This window comes from Psychrobacter sp. LFX-11D, assembly GCF_904846475.1.
Taxonomy (GTDB): Bacteria; Pseudomonadota; Gammaproteobacteria; order Pseudomonadales; family Moraxellaceae; genus Psychrobacter; species Psychrobacter cryohalolentis.
On record NZ_CAJHAV010000003.1, the window covers coordinates 229,761 to 251,935 of the forward strand.

23 protein-coding genes are annotated in these 22,175 nt (G+C 42.4%); 12 read left to right on the forward strand and 11 right to left on the reverse strand.

Going from position 1 to position 22,175, the window contains the following annotated elements:
- The first annotated feature begins 81 nt into the window (after positions 1-81).
- The 3 genes from JMX75_RS03955 to JMX75_RS03965 all read left to right on the forward strand — a co-directional run bounded on the left by JMX75_RS03955 (position 82) and on the right by JMX75_RS03965 (position 1,395).
- On the forward strand, positions 82-426 hold the full coding sequence (locus JMX75_RS03955; RefSeq protein ID WP_011514380.1) for a BolA family protein: 345 nt from the start codon (positions 82-84) through the stop codon (positions 424-426).
- Positions 427-500: 74 nt separating this feature from the next.
- Positions 501-860 (forward strand): SirB2 family protein, encoded by a 360-nt coding sequence (locus JMX75_RS03960; protein WP_011514381.1) that lies wholly within the window; start codon positions 501-503, stop codon positions 858-860.
- Positions 861-993: 133 nt separating this feature from the next.
- Positions 994-1,395, forward strand: coding sequence for a hypothetical protein (locus JMX75_RS03965; protein ID WP_011514382.1), 402 nt, complete (start codon positions 994-996; stop codon positions 1,393-1,395).
- 118 nt (positions 1,396-1,513) lie between these two features.
- Here JMX75_RS03965 and trxA read toward each other — a convergent pair whose 3' ends face one another.
- Complete coding sequence (trxA, locus tag JMX75_RS03970; protein ID WP_201531136.1) at positions 1,514-1,948, reverse strand: thioredoxin; 435 nt, start codon at positions 1,946-1,948, stop codon at positions 1,514-1,516.
- Positions 1,949-2,028: 80 nt separating this feature from the next.
- Positions 2,029-2,901, reverse strand: a complete 873-nt coding sequence (locus JMX75_RS03975; RefSeq protein ID WP_201531137.1) for an MBL fold metallo-hydrolase — start codon at positions 2,899-2,901, stop codon at positions 2,029-2,031.
- A gap of 351 nt (positions 2,902-3,252) precedes the next feature.
- Here JMX75_RS03975 and JMX75_RS03980 point away from each other — a divergent pair, with 351 nt between their 5' ends.
- The 6 genes from JMX75_RS03980 (at position 3,253) to JMX75_RS04005 (ending at position 8,198) form a co-directional block, all read left to right on the forward strand.
- Positions 3,253-3,543 carry an ArsR/SmtB family transcription factor gene (locus JMX75_RS03980; protein WP_011514385.1) on the forward strand — a complete coding sequence of 97 codons (291 nt, stop codon included), beginning with the start codon at positions 3,253-3,255 and terminating at the stop codon, positions 3,541-3,543.
- A gap of 70 nt (positions 3,544-3,613) precedes the next feature.
- Positions 3,614-5,326 (forward strand): SulP family inorganic anion transporter, encoded by a 1,713-nt coding sequence (locus tag JMX75_RS03985; RefSeq protein WP_201531138.1) that lies wholly within the window; start codon positions 3,614-3,616, stop codon positions 5,324-5,326.
- Between the two features lie 177 nt (positions 5,327-5,503).
- Positions 5,504-5,830 (forward strand): beta-lactamase hydrolase domain-containing protein, encoded by a 327-nt coding sequence (locus JMX75_RS03990; RefSeq protein WP_020444227.1) that lies wholly within the window; start codon positions 5,504-5,506, stop codon positions 5,828-5,830.
- A 123-nt stretch (positions 5,831-5,953) separates the two neighbouring features.
- The gene (locus tag JMX75_RS03995; RefSeq protein ID WP_011514388.1) at positions 5,954-6,286 is read left to right on the forward strand and encodes a TIGR01244 family sulfur transferase; all 333 of its coding nucleotides are present in this window, start codon (positions 5,954-5,956) and stop codon (positions 6,284-6,286) included.
- A gap of 169 nt (positions 6,287-6,455) precedes the next feature.
- Positions 6,456-7,313: a bile acid:sodium symporter family protein gene (locus JMX75_RS04000; protein WP_201531139.1), complete on the forward strand. Its 858-nt coding sequence runs from the start codon at positions 6,456-6,458 to the stop codon at positions 7,311-7,313.
- A 144-nt stretch (positions 7,314-7,457) separates the two neighbouring features.
- Entirely contained in the window at positions 7,458-8,198 is a 741-nt protein-coding gene (locus JMX75_RS04005; RefSeq protein WP_227673136.1) for a glutathione S-transferase family protein, read from the forward strand.
- Positions 8,199-8,284: 86 nt separating this feature from the next.
- Here JMX75_RS04005 and ahpF read toward each other — a convergent pair whose 3' ends face one another.
- On the reverse strand, positions 8,285-9,862 hold the full coding sequence (ahpF, locus tag JMX75_RS04010) for an alkyl hydroperoxide reductase subunit F (protein ID WP_201531141.1): 1,578 nt from the start codon (positions 9,860-9,862) through the stop codon (positions 8,285-8,287).
- Positions 9,863-10,386: 524 nt separating this feature from the next.
- On the opposite strand from ahpF, the gene JMX75_RS04015 reads away from it, so the two are divergent.
- The gene (locus JMX75_RS04015; RefSeq protein WP_201531142.1) at positions 10,387-10,635 is read left to right on the forward strand and encodes a YdcH family protein; all 249 of its coding nucleotides are present in this window, start codon (positions 10,387-10,389) and stop codon (positions 10,633-10,635) included.
- Between the two features lie 156 nt (positions 10,636-10,791).
- Here JMX75_RS04015 and ahpC read toward each other — a convergent pair whose 3' ends face one another.
- Complete coding sequence (ahpC, locus tag JMX75_RS04020; RefSeq protein ID WP_011514393.1) at positions 10,792-11,358, reverse strand: alkyl hydroperoxide reductase subunit C; 567 nt, start codon at positions 11,356-11,358, stop codon at positions 10,792-10,794.
- Positions 11,359-11,636: 278 nt separating this feature from the next.
- On the opposite strand from ahpC, the gene JMX75_RS04025 reads away from it, so the two are divergent.
- Both JMX75_RS04025 and JMX75_RS04030 read left to right on the forward strand, forming a co-directional pair.
- A complete protein-coding gene (locus JMX75_RS04025; protein WP_201531144.1) occupies positions 11,637-12,545 on the forward strand; it encodes a hydrogen peroxide-inducible genes activator in 909 nt (302 codons plus the stop codon).
- A gap of 45 nt (positions 12,546-12,590) precedes the next feature.
- Entirely contained in the window at positions 12,591-13,262 is a 672-nt protein-coding gene (locus JMX75_RS04030) for a hypothetical protein (RefSeq protein ID WP_201531146.1), read from the forward strand.
- Here the strand turns inward: JMX75_RS04030 and JMX75_RS04035 are convergent.
- From JMX75_RS04035 to JMX75_RS13085, 7 genes are all read right to left on the reverse strand, one after another.
- Positions 13,240-13,845, reverse strand: coding sequence for a methyltransferase domain-containing protein (locus tag JMX75_RS04035; protein ID WP_201531148.1), 606 nt, complete (start codon positions 13,843-13,845; stop codon positions 13,240-13,242). The genes JMX75_RS04030 and JMX75_RS04035 overlap by 23 nt on opposite strands.
- 106 nt (positions 13,846-13,951) lie before the next feature.
- Positions 13,952-14,620 (reverse strand): M48 family metallopeptidase, encoded by a 669-nt coding sequence (locus JMX75_RS04040; RefSeq protein ID WP_201531149.1) that lies wholly within the window; start codon positions 14,618-14,620, stop codon positions 13,952-13,954.
- 1 nt (position 14,621) lies between these two features.
- Positions 14,622-16,199, reverse strand: coding sequence for a DUF1513 domain-containing protein (locus tag JMX75_RS04045; RefSeq protein WP_201531151.1), 1,578 nt, complete (start codon positions 16,197-16,199; stop codon positions 14,622-14,624).
- A 3-nt stretch (positions 16,200-16,202) separates the two neighbouring features.
- A complete protein-coding gene (locus JMX75_RS04050) occupies positions 16,203-17,366 on the reverse strand; it encodes an imelysin family protein (protein ID WP_201531153.1) in 1,164 nt (387 codons plus the stop codon).
- Between the two features lie 121 nt (positions 17,367-17,487).
- Positions 17,488-19,170, reverse strand: a complete 1,683-nt coding sequence (locus JMX75_RS04055; protein WP_201531155.1) for a di-heme oxidoredictase family protein — start codon at positions 19,168-19,170, stop codon at positions 17,488-17,490.
- A 264-nt stretch (positions 19,171-19,434) separates the two neighbouring features.
- Entirely contained in the window at positions 19,435-20,883 is a 1,449-nt protein-coding gene (locus JMX75_RS04060; RefSeq protein ID WP_201531156.1) for an imelysin family protein, read from the reverse strand.
- Positions 20,884-21,196: 313 nt separating this feature from the next.
- Positions 21,197-21,850, reverse strand: a complete 654-nt coding sequence (locus JMX75_RS13085) for an OmpA family protein (protein WP_020444242.1) — start codon at positions 21,848-21,850, stop codon at positions 21,197-21,199.
- Between the last annotated feature and the right edge of the window lie 325 nt (positions 21,851-22,175).

A 22,175-nucleotide genomic window follows, 5' to 3' on the forward strand; every position in this document is an offset into this window, starting at 1 on the left:
CAGACTCGATATCAGCGTCTGCTATAATGGTGACGATATATTGTCTAACGACAATGAAGCTTAATAGAATAAAGGATTGTTATGACTACCATTACCTCTACCACCAGTAGCACCCCTACTGCCGACGCACTTAGTCAGCAGTTGCAAGAATTACAACCGCTGCATATGCAACTCGTTAACGAATCAATGAATCATGCCGGTTACTTTGACGGTAAAGAAAGTCATTTTAAACTTATTATGGTCAGCGAAGCGTTTACAGGCAAGCGCTTGGTTGCCCGTCACCAAATGGTTTATCATTTGGCAGATGCATTGTTAACCTCAAAAGGTGGTCAAATCCATGCCTTAGCGATTCATGCCTATACACCGACAGAGTGGCAAGGTCAAAACCCTGACAGCCCGTTATGTGCTGGACAAAATAAAGGCTAAATGATATTTATTTTTTGCAATAAATAATCAAATGCTATCGATGAAAAATATAATTTTAAAGGGAACCATATTTAATGAAACATTTACATATGCTCATGGCCGTGCTGTTGATTGTGCTGTTTTTATATCAAAGCTATCTGGTATTAAGCGCAAATAAGCAAGCACCGCGTGTGGTCAAGATATCGTCGCACATCCTCTACGCTGTTATGATTCTTTCAGGCGTTGGTATGCTGATGCAATTGATGAGCGCCAATGCACCTGTACAATGGGTATTTGCCAAAATCATCTTGCTTGTGGCTGCTATCAGCGCCAGTATAAAAGCCTTTAATAATACTGCAACACCGAGCCAAAGAAAAACCGGTATTCTCATTGCTGGGGCAGCATATGTGGGTATTGTGATACTTGCCTTTACCAAACCGGGTAACTTATTCTGATAAGCACTTAGATAAGCACAAATACTCCTGCAATGAAAATGACGAAATATTCTATGTATTTTCAATATCTTAATGAGAATATTTTTGCTATCTTAAATAAATAAAAACGCAATATTAGCTTACTGGAGCCGCTATGAAAACTCTTACTGTAACAGCATTACTAGCAACCGCTGGCATTTTTGGTCTCTCAGGCTGTGCTTCTACGGGTAATATTACGCCGCAATACATCCCGCCAAGCACCTATCAGAGCTATGATTGCCAAGCATTAAATCAAGAGTATATCCGTGTCAATAGTTATGTGAATGCTGCCCGTAACGAGCAATCAACCTTAGCATCGACAGGTGTGGGTGTTGGGATATCTGCAGGGCGCTGGGGCATCTCCCCTAATATCAGCTTTGGGGTTGGTCAAAGCAACAATAATAAAGCGCGTGATGCCAAGTTATCGCGTCTATACGGCGAACGTGATGCGATTATCCAGTCAGCACGTATTCAACGCTGTAGCTTTGCTAATGGCATCAAGATTTATGGTGAGTAGGCTAAAACTGCTCTAATTCATCCAGCATAATAAAAAAGCCAATACGCAATACACGTATTGGCTTTTTGTTGAATTCAATAAAGTCAGAGTTATGAGACAGCATTTATGGCAATAACAACTACTTTAAGCTTTGTACCCATTGCACGATTTGATGGCTTGGTAACGCTCCCGACTGCCGTGCTATCTCTTTCCCATTTTTAAACGCTACCATCGTTGGTAAACTGCGAATAGTATAAGGCGCCGCTGCTTGCTCATATTTATCGGTTTGTATTTTAGCAAACACGATTTGTGGCAACTGGCTGGCAGCTATCTTGAACTCCGGTGCCATCATAAGACAAGGTTGACACCAACTGGCCCAGAAGTCCACGATGGTCAGCACTTCATTTTTTTGAATAACTTTACTCACCGTTTGGGCATTTAACTCATGCGGCGTTGCAGTCAGTAAAGGCTTCGCACATTTACCGCAGTTTGGTGCAGCACTGAGTTTGGAATCTGGTACACGATTCGTTGCTTGGCAATGTGGGCATACTACATGAGCATTTTTTTCACTCATAATAAGACTCCGTTAAATTATCATAAATATGGAATTATCATAAAAATGCAGAATTAGATAACACTGTACTAACACGGTGTTTATTCCCCAAGGACATTGATAGGTACTTTTAGATAACGTGTACCATTATTCTCAGGTTTTGGAAAATGACCAGCATCGATATTGACTTGTACTGCTGGAATAATGAGTGTTGGCATCTCAAGATTGGCATCACGGCGCTCACGCATCTCTACGAACTCAGCTTCGTTGATACCCTCTTTTACATGAATATTGCCTAATTTTTGCGCAGCGACCGTCGTAGTTGGACAATGTTTACGACCCTTACTGGGATAGTCATGGCAAAGATACATCATCGTATCTTCGGGCAATTCGAGCAGTTTTGTAATCGATTGGTATAGAGTTTTGGCATCCCCACCTGGGAAGTCACAGCGCGCCGTACCCACATCAGGGGCAAATAAAGTATCACCGACAAACACCACGGTTTTTTCGTCGTCAGTGGCCAGATAAGCCATGTCAGCACGTGTATGACCGGGGACATACATAGCAGTAATAGTAATGCCGCCTAGCGCTAAAGTGTCGCCATCATCGGTCAAAACATCAAACTGACCGGCATCGGTGCGAAAACTGCTATCAAAGTTAAAAATCTGCTTAAATATTTTTTGAACTTCAGTAATGTGCTGACCGATTACTAACTGCCCGCCAAGTGTCTCTTTGACATGAATAGCTGCCGATACATGATCAGCATGGGCGTGAGTTTCGATAATATAGATCAGCTCCCAACCATGCTCTTTGACAAATTCAACCACTTCATCGACGCTCGTTGTACGCGTACGTCCTGACTTGGCATCAAAATCCAATACGGGATCAATAATCGCACACACTTGCTGCTCAATGTCGGCGAGCACATGGGTATAGGTTTCTGTATCGCTATGTAAGAATGAATGAACTTGCATGGCTACTCTCCATTTTTATATGAATGTTTTAATTTTCGATGAATTGTTACGTATAATAGGACGATATCTATCGTATTTAAAATAAGTCTATCAATTGGCTATGAGCCTCAATATAGCAATTATTTTATGATATATCAATTTATATAATGTAAATAATGATAACTTGCTATAGATGGCGATATGATTGATAATTAACCCTATACAGTTATATACAATCTTCCCATTTATATTTTTATCTCTTATCTCTTATCTAAGGAGCTCGCTCTGATCACTTCTACTTCAGTACTGAGCACATTTGATACCAATGGTGACAGCAATGAAGGCTTTGCGCCAAAAGACCTTGCTGAAAAAATGCAGCAAGCATCAATGCAAGCCAGCCAACTGCTTAAGTCACTCTCGCACCCTGATCGCTTGCTCCTCCTCTGTCAGCTAACTCAAGGAGAGTACTGCGTCAGCGAGCTTGAAAGCTTAGTCGGTGTTGGGCAGCCAAGCTTATCGCAGCAGCTTGGTATTTTGCGTAAAGATGAGCTAGTGACGACACGCCGTGAAGGCAAGCAGATTTACTATAGTATCGCTAGTGATGATGCATTAGCCATACTAGAGCTGTTATATCAGCGTTTTTGTGCCCCTGCTGAGGCATAGATGATTGGCTAAATCTCATTGATTAAATTCTGATGTTCATGAACATTTTTTATTGTGAGGACGTACTGCCATGCCCTCTATTGCCACTCGACTGATACCTGTTTGGCTACGTCAATATCAGCTGTCTGCCTTGCCAACCGATATCATTGCAGGGATCGTCGTTGGCGTGCTCGTTATTCCGCAAAGCTTGGGCTATGCGGTCTTGGCAGGCTTGCCTCCAGTCTATGGCTTATACGCGGCTATCGTGCCTGTGGCGGTATATGCGTGGCTCGGCTCTAGTAATGTACAAGCCGTCGGACCTGCTGCTGTGACCGCCATTATGACTGCAAGCGCGCTGCATCCTTATGCGGATAAGGGCGCTGAGCAGTATATATTGATGGCAGCCCTACTAGCACTCATGATGGGTGCGATTTTGTGGCTGGCAGGACAGCTGAAATTGGGCTGGATTATGCAGTTTATCAGCCGCGGCGTCTCTGCTGGATTTATCAGTGGTGCCGCTGTGCTTATCTTTATAAGCCAGCTTAAATATCTAACTGGCATACCTATTTCAGGCGATGGCTTAATCGGTTATTTATCGAGCATGCAGATGTATGCCAATCAGCTGCATCCGTTGACGCTAGTAATTGGTATCAGCGCCTTTGCACTCATGCTTCTTAATCGCTATGGTAAAAAATGGGTTTGGCAGTCTTGGTTATCCGCCTCTTATGCGAAATGGGCAGAGCGCCTGTTCCCTCTTATATTGCTGACCGCTGCAATCGCTCTCAGTATCGTTTTACATTGGACGACAAGCGGTGTGGCAACGATTGGTAATGTACCGCAAGGACTGCCAAGCTTTACAGCGCCATATCTGCCAGACTTTCATGAAGCGCTCAATTTATTACCGACTGCAGGACTGATGGCGCTGATTGCGTTTGTATCGAGCAGCTCTGTTGCTAATACTTATGCACGTTTGCGCGGTGAGCTATTTGATGCCAATCGCGAGCTGACAGGGCTTGGACTGGCTAATGTTGCCGGTAGCTTTTTTCAAAGCTTTCCTATCGCTGGCGGATTTTCGCGTACGGCTATCAATGTCGATTCAGGTGCCAAAACGCCTTTAGCGAGCTTGGTCACAGTGTTAGTTATGATAGCTGCCTTGATAGCATTCGGGTATCTGCTTGCCCCGCTGCCCTATGCGATTTTGGGCGCAACCATCATGGCAGCTATCATAGGTCTTATTGACATAGCGACGCTAAAGTCGGCATGGCACCGCGACCGCTTAGATGCAGCAAGTTTTATCGCCGCGTTTGTCGGTGTATTGATATTTGGGCTAAACACGGGGCTCGTCATTGGACTTATGGTGTCATTTGCTAGCTTAATTTGGCAGTCAAGCAAACCGCATGTCGCCATCGTTGGGCAGCTCGCAGGGACAGGTCATTTTCGCAATATTAATCGTCATGACGTAGTGACCTTTCATAATCTATTGATGCTGCGTATTGATGAGAGCTTGTTTTTTGGTAATAGCGAATCAGTGCATCGTCACGTGGTACAAGCCACGCGTCAATATCCAGAGGCAAGCGAGATTATTCTTATTATGTCGGCCGTTAATCATATCGATTTGACCGGACAAGAGATGCTTATCAGCTTAAACCAAGAGCTATTAAATCAAAATAAGCATTTGAGCTTTAGCTTTATTAAAGGCCCTGTCATGGACATCATTGAGCACACACCGGTGATTACTGATTTATCGGGACACGTTTATTTAAGCACTATGGATGCAGTTAATGGTTTAAAAGACACTCATTAATGTCATTTGTACTGTTTATTAGGCTAAGAATAATTAATGGCTATCTATAACATATAGATATGATAAAAGCTGTGTTATGCTAAATTATTAGGACTACTAAAAAAACTACTAGCCTGTAGCGCTTTTTTTGAACTCATTATATCCTCTACTTTTTTATAACCTTTATTGATATTACTTATGACCGATGACTTAACTATTTATAAGCAAATTTACCCAAGCCAATGTATCAAAATTGCAGAGCTTGGCTACCGCTCTGTGCTCAATATTCGTCCTGACGCTGAGGTTGATTCGCAGCCTAATAGCTGTGACTTTAGCAGTGCAACGGCGAAAGCCAATTTGAATTATCAGCATTTACCCTTTGATGATGAGCGCTTGAGTATGGCGACTGTGGAGCAGTTTGCTGCTTTTTATCGTACGATGCCAAAACCCATATTGATGTTTTGTGGTACGGGCGCACGTGCCAAACTGTTGTACCAAAGCGCATTGATGCAAGGGCTGCTATAAGCGTTGATATAAAAAAGCAATAAAGCTTACATACTTTATCTTTAGAAAATTATCCATTGCGCTTAGGCTTTGTATTCTCGTACTATCCATTTAATTTTAATATAAAAAATAAAAGGAGCTCTTATGAGCCATCAAGTAAGTATCACCGGACAAATCACCCCTGACCAAGTACCGATGATTGCAGAAAATGGTTTTAAAACCATTATTAACAATCGTCCGGATGGTGAAGAACCGAACCAGCCAACCAGTGCTGAGATTGCTGCTGCCGCCGAAAAAGCAGGACTTGCTTATAAAGAAGTGTCCTTTGCTGGTAGTGAGCTCAATCAGAACCATGTTGAAGAGTTTGCTGACTTTTTTAATCAAGCTGAGCAACCAATGTTGATATTCTGCCGTACGGGCAATCGCTCAACTGGCATCTATGAAGCGGCTAAGCGTATGGATTTGCTAGACGACTGATATCATAATCAATAATTTAAAGCAATAAACCAAGAAGCCCATATAAACATATGGGCTTTTATAATATTTAAGACTATATTTTAGATGCTGTAAAGCAATATATCGCCACAAGGAATGGGCGTTATAAATATAATGCAAGTATAACCGTTAACTTTACAAGGAATGTTCCATGAGTAATACCGCATTAGCTCTGCTGCCATTAGCCCTTGCTTATATTATGTTTACCTTAGGAACAGGGCTTAAGCCCAGTGACTTTAAAGTTATCGCAAGTCACCCCAAAGCATTCTTTATAGGGTTGATTAACCAAGTTGTCTTTGTACCACTCGTGGCTTTAGCGGTCGTCTTACTGATGTCGCCACCACCTGCCATTGCCTTTGGTATAATGCTGATTAGCTTTTGTCCCGGCGGTGTGACCAGTAATATGCTCACCTACTACGCCAAGGGTAACGTAGCATTATCAGTAGCCCTCACAGGCGTAGTCAGTCTATTATCAGTGGTGACCCTGCCTATCTTAATCACCTTGGCTTTCAATCACTTTATGAAAGACCAAGCAGGCTCTATCAGTGCAGTAAAAATCGGCGTTGTAATGTTTTTATTGACCACCTTGCCAGTGACGATAGGTATGCTCGCCCGTTATAAATTCGCTGATTTTATGGTACGTAGAAGCGGCATCCTGAACGGATTAGCCAGTGTCTTTTTTGTCTTAATCGTCCTTGCTGCTATTGCTACCAACTGGCAATTACTACAGGAGCAATTGGCTTCTATTGGACTTGAGCTTGTGCTGATTATTGTCACCTTATTTATCATCAGTATTTTGACAGCAAAGGCGTTACAGCTAAGCTGGTTTGATACCAAAACCATCGCTATAGAAACCAGTATTCAAAACAGTACGACCGCGATTACCTTAGCCCCTATTATTATGGGCGTGAGTACATTGCCAGTCATTGCCCTACCCGCTGCTTTATATGGCGTACTGATGTATGTGATTGCGCTGCCAATTATTTTTCTGATTAGGAATAAAAACTGATTGAATAAGTAAGCCTGAATGAGACTATGAGCTATGCCCGTCTATATCGGATGGGCATTTGCACAATGAAATACCTAAATAACAAAATCGTTTAATTCAAGTAGCCTATAAGTGCTACTTTTTAAAAAACTATAGAGTATGACTATGAAAAAACCGCTACTCATTATCGGTAATAAAAACTATTCATCATGGTCACTGCGAGCTTGGCTACTACTCAAAGCATTCAATATTGACTTCGATGAGCAACTGATTGAGCTGTTTCATCCATCAGCGACACCCATTCTCAATGAACATGCGCCAACAAGAAAAGTGCCGGTTTTGATCTATGGTCAAGGTGATGAAAAAGTTACGATATGGGATACTTTAGCGATTGCTATTCATGCCAATGATTATCTGACAGACTTAGATATTTGGACAGGGTTGAGTAAATCTAATACTGAGAGTAATAATAGCAACAGAATAAATAGTGCTTATTGTCAAAGTATCATTGCTGAGATGCACTCAGGGCTGATGGGTATCCGTAGTGAGATGCTGATGAACATTCGAGCGACTGCTAAAATACGTCCGAGCGCTGCTTGCTTAGCTGATATTGCCCGTATTGAGCATATCTTTGTAGAATGTTTGACCAACAGATCGTCAGATAGCTATTTGTTTGGTGATTTTACTGCCGCTGATGCGTTTTTTGCTCCTGTTGTTTTACGGCTGCAGACCTATGCCAAGGCTTCAGGAATCATATTAACACCGCTTACTGAACAATATTGCCAGACTCTTCTAGACAATCCCCATGTCCAAGCATGGCAAAAGTCAGCACTTAAAGAAACTCGTATCATTGAAGAAGATGAAGCAGGTGAGATACTATCTGTAGAAGGGATATTGGCTGAATAGCATTTACTTAACGTCTATAAGTAACAAAGCTCCGATACCTATTAGGATATCGGAGCTTTTTATTTTAGAAAATATTAAAGACTGGCTTACTGCATAACCAAGTATTCGAAAGCTGATAATGCCGCTTTACTACCTTCACCCATCGCAATATTAATCTGCTTAAAGGGTACGGTCGTGACATCACCACAAGCAAAGATACCTTTGCGATCTGTACGGCAGCGCTCATCAATTTCAATCTCACCAAAGCGGTTTAAATCGACGAAGCCTTTAACGAACCCAGTATTTGGTATCAAGCCAATCTGTACAAACACCCCTGCAACATCAAGATCTTTATTCTCGCTGCTATTGCGATCTTGGTAGACGATAGACGATACTTTACCATCAGTCGCTTTAATTTCTTGGGTCGCTGCACTGGTAATGATATCGATATTCGCCTTTTCTTTGGCTTTATTAATCAATACCTGATCCGCTTTCAAATCATCAGCAAACTCAAGCACGGTCACATGCTTCACGATACCAGCAAGGTCTAATGCCGCTTCGATACCAGAGTTGCCACCACCGACGACGGCAATATCTTTACCTTTGAAGAATGGACCATCACAGTGCGCACAGAAAGCCACGCCTTTACCGATGTTTTCTTCTTCGCCAACGACCCCAAGCTTACGCCACTGAGCACCAGTCGCCAAGATAATACTACGCGTCTCAAAGGTCTCACCGGTATTTAGATGAATGCGATAGTTTTCATCAGCTGTCTCACTAATCTCTTTGACGCTGACGTGCTCTTTAAGCGTAATATTATATTCACGCAAATGCTTTTCGAAGTTCATCGAGAGCTCGCCACCTGTGGTTAAAGGTACTGAGATTAAGTTTTCAATATCTTGCGTATCTTTTACTTGCCCCCCAATACGGTCAGCCACCATGGTGACTTTTAAGCCTTTACGCGCGGTATAAATCGCAGCAGCAACCCCAGCTGGACCCGCACCAATAATCGTCACATCTTGTTGCTCTAACTGTTCAGCATCATCTTCAGCTTCTGCTAACAAATCAGGGAATTGCTCTTGTAACTTCTCAATCAATTTAGCCGTGTCGATCAGACCATTAGCAAACGGCTTGCCGTTTAAGAATACTGCTGGTACACCTTGGATATTATTCGCTTCTACTTGCTCTTGGAATAGTGCACCATCGATCATCTCATTACTGATGTCATCGTTTAGCAGCGCGAATTGGTTTAGTGCTTGCACAACTTCTGGGCAGCTGTGGCAAGAAAGCGACACGTAAGTTTGAAACTGTAGTGGCTTATTAAAGCGTTTAATCAGCTTTTGAATGCCTTCGTCAAGTTTTAAGGTATGACCACCAGCCTGTAAAATTGCCAATATCAATGAGGTAAATTCATGACCGCCTGGAATACCACTAAAGACAATACCTGTATCCGTCAAAGCACCATCGATGTGACTACGCACGGCAAAACTGATTGGGCTTGGCAAACTGTCATCGTTAGCTTGTGCGTCAAAATTAATCTTATCTGTCGTACCAGCGATTTTGCTCAAAAAATCAATCAACTCAGCACGTTTGCTATGCTCGCCACTACCTAAGACAAAGCTGATTGGGCGGGTCATATTTACACTATAGCTCTTTACGGCATCTAATAAGCTTTGGTCTATCATAATTGTTCCTTGTTATTATCGAATATGTAACGTCAGCATCAGTGCTGCGCGTTTAAATGAGTAAGAGTCATATGCCAATACTTCTATTTATATGCGGCATATAACCTTTGATACGTCTATTATCAAAGGTTTGAGAGTTTTGAGCAAGCGGATAAACTCAAACCTTATGTTTTATAAAACCTATCATAAATCAATATTTTTATTTAATTTCAAAATTACTTCTAAATGATAATCAATACTAACTATAGTATCTAAGTATTTTTTTCGCTACAATCGAGTGAAGCGGATAGAAGAATTCTATGCGTGTTATGGCAGATTTACTTTTATAAGTATGCGATAAATCTGTTTATCAAACATACTTTTTAAAAGTAGATTCGCTGGCATTAAGCCTCATCGTTATTCAGTTAAATAACGGTTCGGTTCCATAAAATCTAAGTCTCATAATTATAGTAATTCATCAAAACAATCTTAAGACCATGCGCGGATGCTTATACAAGCTTGCGCTTCATAACAAGGATGACAAGATGAGAAAGACAGATACATGGCAAGATAACAAAGATATTATTGCTGAGCTTAAACAAAAAGACAGTCACTTTGCGACTATCTTTGATGAGCATACCCAGCTAGACCAGCAAATCAATCAGCTTGATAAAGATGTGGTCACGCACGCTAGCCGTGAAGAAGAAATCGAGCAGATGAAGCGTCGCAAGCTGCATCTAAAAGATGAGATTTATAAAATAATCGATAAAAATAAATTAGGATCTCATGCCTAACTAACAGCTATTTAGACTATTAGCTCTCATGAAAAGTGATAAAATTTAGATAAGAAAAAACCCCATTAGCATAAGTTAATGGGGTTTTTTATACTTTATTTAGTATGATGAATAAGCAGATACTGCCTTCTTTCACACTATCCAAGCAATAGTTGCTTAGATTTTACCAACCAGATCAAGACTTGGTTTTAAAGTCTCTTGACCAGCTTCCCAAGCGGCTGGGCAAACTTCGCCGTCGTTTTCACGAACATATTGTGCCGCTTTTACTTTACGTAGCATATCTTTTGCACTACGGCCAATGCCGCCTGCATGGATCTCAGCAACTTGAATTAAGCCGTCTGGATCTACTAAGAATGTACCGCGCTCAGCTAGACCAGCTTCTTCGATCATGACGTTAAAGCCACGAGTGATACGGCCAGTAGGATCACCGATCATTGGGTAAGTTACTTTACCGATTGCTTCTGAAGAATCATGCCATGCTTTATGGGTGAAGTGTGTATCCGTTGATACTGAGTACACTTCTACGCCTAAACCTTTTAACTCGTCGTAATGACCTGCCATGTCTTCAAGTTCAGTTGGGCAAACAAAGGTAAAATCGGCTGGGTAAAATAGGAAAATTGCCCAGCTGCCTTTTACGTCTTCTGAAGTAATGGTTTTAAATTCACCATTTACGAACGCATCTGCTGAAAATTCTGGGATTTCTTGATTGATAATAGACGCCATGGGTGGCTCCTTTTTTTGATTGATTAAAGTTTCGTTAATTTAAATTTATTTATAGATTTGCATCTATTAACCCTTACACTATCGGGGCTACCTGACAAACTATACGCGAATTCTATGGTTAATCCAGTTAAAAGTTTTTAATGTGATGTTTTGTTTTATTAAACTTGTTAAACTATTCTCTCTACTTTTTATATCTATACATCAGTGAACATTGATAGTGTACACAAGATAAATAAGTAAAACAAATCGCCTTACAAACCCATTGATAGAGAGGTTTTATGATTACTTTACGTCAACTTGAGTTCGCCTTAGCCGTCGCCAAACACCGTCATTTTAAACGTGCAGCAGAAGATTGTAATATCTCGCAATCAGCGCTGAGCTTGGGTATCGCTGAGTTGGAAAAACAGCTTGATACACAGATTTTTGAGCGAAATAATAAACAAGTCTTGATCACCCCTATCGGTGAAGATATCTTGGTGCGGGCGCAGCGGGTGTTTTCTGAAGTCAACGACTTGACCACCCGTGCGCATAGCCATCAATCGCCCCTTGCCTACCCTATGACCGTTGGTATTATTCCAACGATTGCGCCTTATCTGCTACCAAAAGTGTTGCCTGCGCTGCGTGAGCACTATCCAGAATTTCGTATGACTATCGTTGAGCAACAAACAGAACGCTTGCTTGAGCAAGTGCGTTATGGACATATTGATACCGCTATTATTGCCCTACCTTATGCGGTAGATGGTTTACATAGTTTTGAGTTTTGGAGCGAAGACTTCTTTGCCGTCTTTCCAAAAAATGATGTACATGCCAAGCTCAAAACGATCAACGCTGATGAGCTGGCAACGGCAAATCTCATGTTACTTGGCGAAGGGCATTGCTTGACTGACCAAACGCTATCTGTCTGCCATTTTGACCGTGCGCAGATGAAATCCAGCTTTTCAGATGCCAGCTTAAACACACTTATTCAAATGGCACTTGCTAATATGGGTACGACGTTAGTGCCAGAAATGGCGTTAGACCAGCTGCATCTACAGAACCAAAATGCAGTCGCGATACCACTAGCTGAGCAAGGCCCTCATCGTCATATTGCCTTTGTCACACGTCTAAATTATGCCCGTGTCGATGATGTCAATTTGCTTGGTAAAGTGTTTAAGCAGGCATTTGAAGACACTACCAATAAGAAGTAAGTAACAATTTCTAAATGATAGACAATCATTAAACGAAGGTTGAATATGGACGGATTGTCACAAATAGAGACTGAGCTTGGTAAGGTTTTTGAGTGGCATTTAACAGCTATTAATAATGCTATCAAGCTCGCGAAAGTTAAAGCGCTTTGGCAAGATATCGCCGTGCGCTATAACGCAACCCAGCGTGCTTATCATAGCTTGCAGCATATTCAGCAATTATTTTCGCAGTTCGAACAGATTAAGCATCAGCTGCATGAGCCGCATATTATCGCTTTGGCGCTCTATTATCACGATGTCATTTATGATCCAAGGCGCTCAGATAATGAACTAAAAAGTGCAGAGTATATGGTAGAGGCATTAAGATGCTATCTGAGTGATGAGCAATGTACCACTATCTATACGCTGATTATGATGACTGCATCTCATGAGCTGCATGAGTGTCTAGATAAAGATACTGTCAGTGACGCCGCTTATTTCTTAGATATGGATTTAAGTATTTTGGGTACGCCTTGGTCTGAATATCAGGTCTACGCACAAGCGGTGCGTCAAGAGTATCGCCATATAGCAAACGAGGATTATCGTACTGGGCGTATTGCGGTCTTGCAGAAATTACTCGCACACCCAGTACTTTATTTGACAGCGTATTATCATAACCACTTCGAAGTGCAAGCTCGAGACAATATCAAGCGTGAAATCACTCTTTTACGTGCATCTTGATAAAAAGCTCACTGCCTTGCCGTGCTGGGTGTGAATTGTAACTCGGCTCCATAATATCAATGTCAAAATGAGTCGCAAAACGCTGCTGATATTCATCTGTTGTACCGCCAAACGGTGGCTCATCTCGCCCAAAATCTTTGTCAAATAGCAACCCAATCAGCTTACCATTCGGTTTCAGTAATGCTGCCATCTGCTGCACATACTCGTCACGGCGTGATGGATTTATCGCACAAAAAAACGTCTGCTCAAGCACCCAATCAAACTGATATTGCTCAGGCGATAACTCAAAAAAGTCGGCACAGATTAGATGCTTAGCTGGAAAGTCAGGATAACGCTCAGCAAACGCTGCAATCGGCGCAGGAGCAAAATCAACCAAGGTAACATTGGTAAAACCTTGCTCATGCAGATAACCGACCTCGTAAGCGTTACCTGCTCCCGGCACTAAGACAGCCTGACTTTTAGCAGATTCAGGCAATTGGTCAATATAGGCTTTGAGCGGTGGTGACACCTGTCCCATATCCCAGCCGATACTATCCTCTTCATAACGCTGCTGCCAAAACTGCGCTTGATTGACGTTTTCCATATGACATCCCTGTAGATAAATCTATTATTTAAACGACACGATTCGTACCGTTATGTCTTATCATATCAGGCTTATCGACATTACTGAAACCACCTAAGTATTATTTCTAATCGAGCTGACCACCTTTACCTGCCAGCATATCGTGCCAATGCTGATAGTCAGGCATCGCAGTCGCTACGGTTTGCCAGAACGCGCTACTATGATTGGCATGATGTAAATGACACAGCTCATGGACGATGACGTATTCTGTGCACTCAATAGGATAAGCAGGCAGATACACAGATAACCAAATTCGGCGCGCACGCGTGTTACAGCTGCCCCAGCGCGTATGCATTTTTTTTAGGCGTATCTCATTGGCTGTCGCACCGACAATCGGTTGCCACTTTGCAAATAATGCAGGCATTGCTTCAGAAAGATGTTGCCGATAATAGGCAATTTTTTTATCGTGGTTTAAGGTGAATGGTTGCTTTATCCCCCACAATAGCAAGGTGCTGTCAGCCGTTGAAGATTCCTTTGAAGGAAATTGTTGGCGCTTATATTGTTCTAAGACTTGTGGGTGGTTTTCTATCGCCCATGGCACGCGCCTTGCTATAGCCTGTGCGACTTGTGCTGAGCTAATAAACGATGGCACAGACACCATTAGCTTATGTGGCTTTAAGCGAAAATTAATATTTTTAACCCGCTTTTTGCTTATTTGTAATTCAATGCTTGCCTCTGACAAACATTGAATAGTGTTTTGCAACAAAGGACTATGGTACTCAGGTGTCACATTCATATCATAGTGCTTGCAAATGGTTATCAAAAGACATTGTATGGCGTCTACTATCTATGCCGATATTGTCATTTTTGGCGATAGCGTCTGATTTTAGTTCTGAGTCTAATATTGTTAAATCATTGACCGTTAATCTGGTTAATTGACCTTGCCCATCACTAACGATAAAGCCAGATTGTTGCTCTATATTAGCCTTAACAACATCGTTACCACTGCATATATTACGGCTATAAACGGAAGCACCTGCACAATCTGGCAAACTGATAGAGTTGATTAGAGCTCGAGTCGTTAAATCAAATATTGCCGCACAGCCACCCATTGGCGTGGTTACACATAGTAAATTGCGTTTACTATCAACCGCGATGCTAGCGATATATTGGTGGAAGCGTTGCCATTGGTTATTTGGCATCATAAGGGGTTTAAAGCCAATATCACCGCGCTTGTGTGTCAATACTAATGGCACATTGATATGCTTTTCACCTTGGAACTGAATGCCTATCATCACTGTGCCATCATCGTGCATGGCTAGATGACGCACACTCATTTGATTATGCTCAGGCATAATTTGTTCAAGTAAATCGCCATTATGGCAGTTTAGGTACACCAATGATGGGTGCATAGTATCGAGATTAAGCTCTTCACGCGATGCTCTCTCGGTCTTGATACCGCCATTAGCAACTACCAACGTTTTACCGTCTGGATGCATAATAAGCTCATGTGGACCGATACCATACGATTCAAATTCTGCTATTTTTTGATAACCATTTTTAACATCATAAACACCGATTTTGCCGTCTAGAATTAGCGTATCATTTTCAGTCACGTATAACTTTGAGCCATCTGAACTATAGCAAGCATGACCATAAAAATGACGGTTGTTTGCAGCGTTGATCACAAATTTTACTTGTCCTGTCGCAGTATCAAGCACCCAGAATTTTTCACTAGGACGACGACCCATGACCACAACGTCACGATTTTTGTTATGATTAACAAAGGTGTTTTGAGAATCAAAGGCAGGTTGGACGACGATATCATGGACACGTTCAGGCATGGTCGTTTGCCAAACGATTTGTCTATCAGGATCGATACCAACCACACCAAAATCATTTTCATCACTCTCACTTAGCAGTGAGATGTCTTTTGGCATAGAAGCCACGCCACTGACCCAGTATACAGGGCGAGTCAGCATAGTAGTGGTATGCATTGACCTAAAATCATTCGCAGACAAATCACGGCTACTAGGCTGGTTATCATTCATTGGTAGACGATACGCTTGTTGCCACGTTGACGCTGCCTGCTTGCAGGCGTAGCGCAAACGTCTAAGCATTGACTTGGAACCAGTAGCAGCTGATTGCACAGCATTCAATTGAGCATAAATACCGCTCACATAATCTTGCAGGCGAGCGTCAGCTAGGCGTTGCTTACGATAACGATGATGAATACCGACGAATGTTGCCGTACCAAGCGCTGTCAATAATGAGGTTGTCAGCAGCTCATGGCTAAACGGTTTTGCTTTTAGCGCATACCACTGCCTATGATTTTTATTCACTGAGACCTTTTGACTCGCTTTGATAATAGCCATTATTTAATCACCGTCGTTACTGTTAAAGCCGACACGGAGACCAAGTGCCGGAATCAATTGACGCTTAATTAAGCGCGTAACGCTAGTAAGATGATCATACAGCTCTTGCTGCGTGGCTTTATCAGCAGTGGCTAAATCTTCTGGCATTTGTGCCAATAACGTAGTGGTATCAGCGAGCGCAGTCGATAGATTGTCAGCCACGTTATTTTCACTATTGCTGCCCAAGATAGCAGTCAGTACCGGATCGGTCATGGCTTTATTTAAAGTCGCTAATTTTGCATTGATAATCGCGCGGCTTTGCTCTGCGGTCGCAGCAGGTAGATGACCTTTGGCTTTACCGCTCAAGCCTAATGGCTGATCAACAGCGTTAGATTTCATCGTCTCAACCAACGACAGTAGGGAATTAATCCATTGGTTCAATCCTTGGTCGCTTTCAGCAGTTTTATCAATTGCTAATAGCTTAGTCGCATTTTGTTGCCAGTTTTTCTCAATAGCTTTTAAGCGTGTGCTCAGCGCACTACTCGCGCTTATAACATACGCACACTGACCAGCGTCCAAGCTGTCATTGGCATAAAGCACCTCTTCTAAACCGGGCACACCTTGGACAACGGCACTTTCGTTAGCAAGTTGTTCGGCGGTCAGTTTTGGATTGGCAGCGATAAGATCCGCCACTCCGCTATGTACCAAGCCGCGCTCGTCAGGGTAATAATTGATATAAAGATTACTCATACTGGCGGTAGCAGGACCGAAGTTGACCATTTCAGCACTTGCCCATGCTTGTGCCAATACTAGCCACTGGTCACGTAGCGCTTGCAATTCATCACCGCTGACTGGCGCTTGTTGACAATGTTTTTGTGCCAAATCATGCAACAAATCACTTTGTTTCGCCGCGTCAGCATAAGCAGGTATGACAATCTCATTAGCTACATGGGTTAAATAGGTTTTTTCAGTCTCAGCACTGATATCGACAGCGACTATTTTTTCAACATTCTTATCTGTATTGCCATCAACCGCAGCATTTTCGCCAGTTTTCAGCTCAGCACTATCTTGTGCAACTTGGCTATCTACTTCAGCCGCTTTATTGTCATCAGCAGGTTTGACGCAGCTAATAAGTATACCCGCACTTAATGCCGAGAGCGCCATTGCTAGCGCATGATTTATTTTCATAGATTTCTCAGTAATATTATCAATCGTTATCGTCGAGTATCAGTATCACAGTGATATAGCCGTCAGGCGGATAACCTTATCTATCTGTCATTCAAAGATTAAAAAATACACAGTCAGATGCTTATAATGACTGTAAAAACGCACTCAATTCAGTACGTCCTTGTTTATCAAGCATCAGCACTTTTTGCTGCTGTTTTTTTGCTTCGCCGCCATGCCATAATACCGCTTCCATCAGCGTGCGGGCACGTCCATCATGTAAAAACGTCGCTTGCGGATCAACGGTATGGGCAAGTCCAATTCCCCATAAAGCCGGCGTACGCCACTCATAAGAATTGGCTAAAAACTCAACTTGCCAATTTTTTGGCGGCAGTTTGCCAGCGATAGTGCGATCCGCAAGCTCATCACCCATGTCATGTAACAGCAGATCTGTATAAGGATAAATCACTTGTCCATGCTGCTCAAGATGATCATCAGCGGTTTTTGGTAGCTGATATCTTGGCGTATGACAGCTTTGACAGCCCATATCGTAAAAGCGTTTTTTACCTGCTAATACCAATTTATCCTCTGCATTACGGCGGTGCGGTACTGCCAAATTGCGCGTATAAAATTCTACAAATTTTGCCACCTCATCATTGACTTCAACCGCAGGCTTACCATTGCCTTGCTCATCTGCGCCCGTTATCGCATTCTTACAAGCGGTTTGCGCTGGCGTGCAGGATTCATGTGGGCGGATATTTGAAGTTAAACCCATGTCTTCATTAAAGGCGCTTTGATTTTGAGTAATCAGCTTGGTTTGCCCTGCTTTCCAGCCAAAGCGACCTAAGGCAACTTTACCCGTTTGTGGATCCATGACCCAGTTAAATTTACCCTTAATATCATTGCTGTTTTTATGATTGCTAGCCGCTTGTTTTTTAATATCCGCATCGGGTATTTGTTCGAGTAGCCCAAGCCCAATCATAGGTAAAGCAACACGTGGCGATACCATCATCTCATCATCAAACGCACCATACCCTGGATTGGTCAAGTTAAAGGTTGGTGCGCGCAAGGTTTCGATATGTCCATCGGCAAAGGTAACCGTTTTATCTGTCCACTGCACGGCAATTCTTGCTTCTGCTGGCACGCCTTGAATACCGCGATCTTGCAATTGACCACCATACATAGGATGAGCAACTTTCTCAATAAGTGAATCTTTTAACTGCTGACGCTGTTTATCCGTGGTCGCTGGCATCGCCAAACGAATCAGGAAACTATCGGCATCGTCCTCAGCAGTCATAGGAGCATGACCACGACCGTCTTTGACATGGCATGACTGGCAGGCAGCGACGTTAAATAACGCACCAAGACCATCACGGCTATCCGTACTGGCAGGCGCAATTACCCACGGCTGACGGAAAAACGCATTACCAATAAAGAACGAGCCTTTGCGAGATGCGGTAATGTTCGATGAAGGTTTAGAGTAGCTCTCACTACTGCTAATAGCAATCCCAGTATCACCGCCTTGCTTGATTTCTTGCGGATCAAAGCTTGCAAGCTGCTGCATAGGTACGCCAGCCAGCGCCTCAATCGTCTGAATACGCTCAGAGCCCAGCAATTCAACGCCTTCCGTATTTAGCTGGTCTTTGTTGGCTGCGTTATCATTAGCATCTTTGACTGGCTGACAAGCACTGAGTGATAAGACACCCACTAATGCCAGTGATAAGGTAAATGGCGCAGACATGCCGACAGAGGCAGTTTTAAACTGAGATATAAGAGAAGAGTGGAGTATGGGGCGTGGTTTGCTGATAACACCTTTTTTGATGTGCATAGAGTACCTTAGTTCTGGTATAGAACCATTAAAATCGCATGCTATAAAATTTTTTATTGCTAGTCGATAAGTGGCAGCGGCACGCTGATTTATCTGGCTATTTTAATACGCTATGAAAAAACACGTTGCCAAGCAAAATTGACAACGTGTTCATTATACCTATATTGTTTTCTTATGAAAATAAGTCTCATTCACTGTTAGCGACTCATTAGGCATTATCGATCAATGCTATGCTTGCTGTTAAGACAGTAGATTAGTGAGCAATTAAAACTGCGAACCTGCATCTGCATCTAAATTGTCAATACCGACGGCTTTTGCGGCATTTTCAATTCCAGCTGTCAGCTCTTGCAGACTTGTGATACTGGTTTCAATCCAACCGCGACGCTTGTTTTGCTCTTCAGCAGAAACACCATGTTTACTCGCCTGTCCTACAGTGGCAATCATTTGATCAATCTTGATATTTTCCTTCTCGCCTTTTTCAACAATGACATTAAAGGCCGCTTCTACTTTTGCAAAATCAGCAGCCAATTTATCAGCAGCTTCGGTATTGCCAGTATCGACAAGATAGTTTTTCAGTCCATAACCACCTACGGTTTTGCCCGCGACTGTTTTGTAGCTACCATTAAAGACATTTTGGATACCGCGAGCGTTATTGGCATAGCTTAAGTGTGTCAAGTCACTAAAACACTCATGCTCATCTTCAGTAGAGCCAGTGACGAACGCTACTTGGATGCGCTGAGAGGCAAGCTCCCCAAGTGCTAAGCTGCCCATTTGATACATAATTTGGCGTAAACTATTGCTATCCCTACGTGCCATCATATCGCTACGCAAGGTGTTTTCACTGTCAGGTTGCCACTGCGCTTCCATCGCGGTCAAATCATCAACCAGTAGTTGAGTTGCTGCTTTTAGATACTGTCCGCGGCGCTCACAGATACTAGCGTCAGGATTGACATTCTCGCCGCTAGTGCATTGACCATCAGTCGTTAGATAATCACTGAACGGGCGGTTGCCAGCACCTTCAGCGACGCCATTGGTATCTTGACCCCATAGCATAAACTCAATAGCATGGTAGCCTGTGGTCACATTGGATTCACTACCGCCAATCTCATTCATCTCTGCGAGTAGCTCAGGCGTGATGGTACTGGTATCTTGCTTGAGGCTACCAACGCTAATGCTATCGCTATTAATGATGTTGTCTTTACTATTGTACTCGCCTTCATAGTCAGCGCTTACGTAGTCAATCAATGCTTCATCTAAAGGCCAAGCATTCACCTGCCCCTCCCAGCTGTCCGTACTACCAATATTACGATTGTCGTTGGCAGTCACAAAACCTTCATCGAATCTAAATACTTCAGTCTGTGAGTATGGCTGGCGCGCGGCTTTATAAGCGGCTTTTGCAGCATCCAAATTTGCTTGCGTTGGGGTTTCTACATAAGCATCGACGGCGCTCTGTAAAAGCTTTGCCATCTCTAACGAATCTTTGTATGCAGCATGTGCCATATCCGCATAACTGATAAGCAAGCGATCCATATGAGCTTTATCAGCAGCTGATGAAGTTTTGCTAGCTGTCTTCTCTGCGGTTTCAACTGGTGCATCTGTGGTCGCTTTTTCATCAGATTGTTTGCTACAACCTGATACCATCAATATCCCTGTCAGTGCAGCAGCTAAAGTAGTCGGTAAGATTTTACGGCTTGTCACTGTCGTGATATTCATAGATGTCCTTGATGGGCTACAAAATAAAGAAGAGATAAGATAAATCTTTCACATCGATACTAGTAATGAAAATAGGCGAAACCAGCACTGTATCGGGCATTGAAACAGCTTGATTATAGATAATAGCAATGATCAGTTTGATATTAAAAACTGAAAAAATAGCTATCCGCAAAATAAATGCATGGGAATTATAATGTTATTGATAACTATTATCAAATATAATTTCTTAATGAAAGACAAAATTCAAGCCAAAAAAAAGGCCAGCTTTATGCTGACCTTTTTTCGATATTAATTATTAGCTAATCATTTAAAATTAACGAACGCTTTGTGGTGCGTTAACTGTCAGCTCAACACGGCGGTTCTGTTGACGACCAAATTCGCTATTGTTATCAGCAACAGGACGTGACTCACCATAAGCAACAACATTGATACGGTTAGATGCTACGCCACGCGCACTTAAGTAGTTCGCTACTGCATAAGCACGGTCACGTGATAACTTCATGTTATAAGCATCAGTACCTTTGCTGTCTGTATGACCAGCAATAGTGATGGTGTTTTGATTATACTCATTCATAGTTGATGCTAGTTTATCAAGCGTTGGCTTAAATGAGTTGTTCAAAGTCGCATCATCAAACGAGAAAGTGATGCTACCTGGCATAACCAGATCAATGTTACCGTTAGCGTTTGGCTTAACCGTTACGCCAGTACCAGCCATTTGTTGCTCAAGCTGACGAGCTTGACGCTCCATATAGTAACCAACGCCAGCACCTAATGCAGCACCAATAGCAGCATCACGACCAGTTTTATCACCACCAGTCGCTTTTGAGATAGTCGCACCACCTGCAGCACCAGCTAGAGCGCCGATAGCAGACTTGTTAAGACGTTGTTGTCCAGTGTTAGGATCAGTGACACAGCCAGTAAGAGCCAAACCTGAAGCGATTGCTGCAACCATTAATGTATTACGCATAATATGTCCTCTTAAGTTGAAAAAATAATCGTACTTTTATAAAAGACGCTAACGACAAATTAGCCATTAACTATATTGTTTGGGTGTTTATCGACACTAAAAGTATTATGGCAATCTCATTCTAATTCTGTGTAATATTTTGTCACATCTATGTATGAGAAGTGCATAAGTGTTGATAAATACGATTTTGTTAAATGCATAATTTGCTATCGCAAGTCACGTTTACAGCCGTACACTCTATTTTTTTCTGCTAAAATTACTCAGCAACATTACAAGAATAAAAGTAAGGGTCTTATCACTTAAACGCTCTTTTATTAACAGCCAG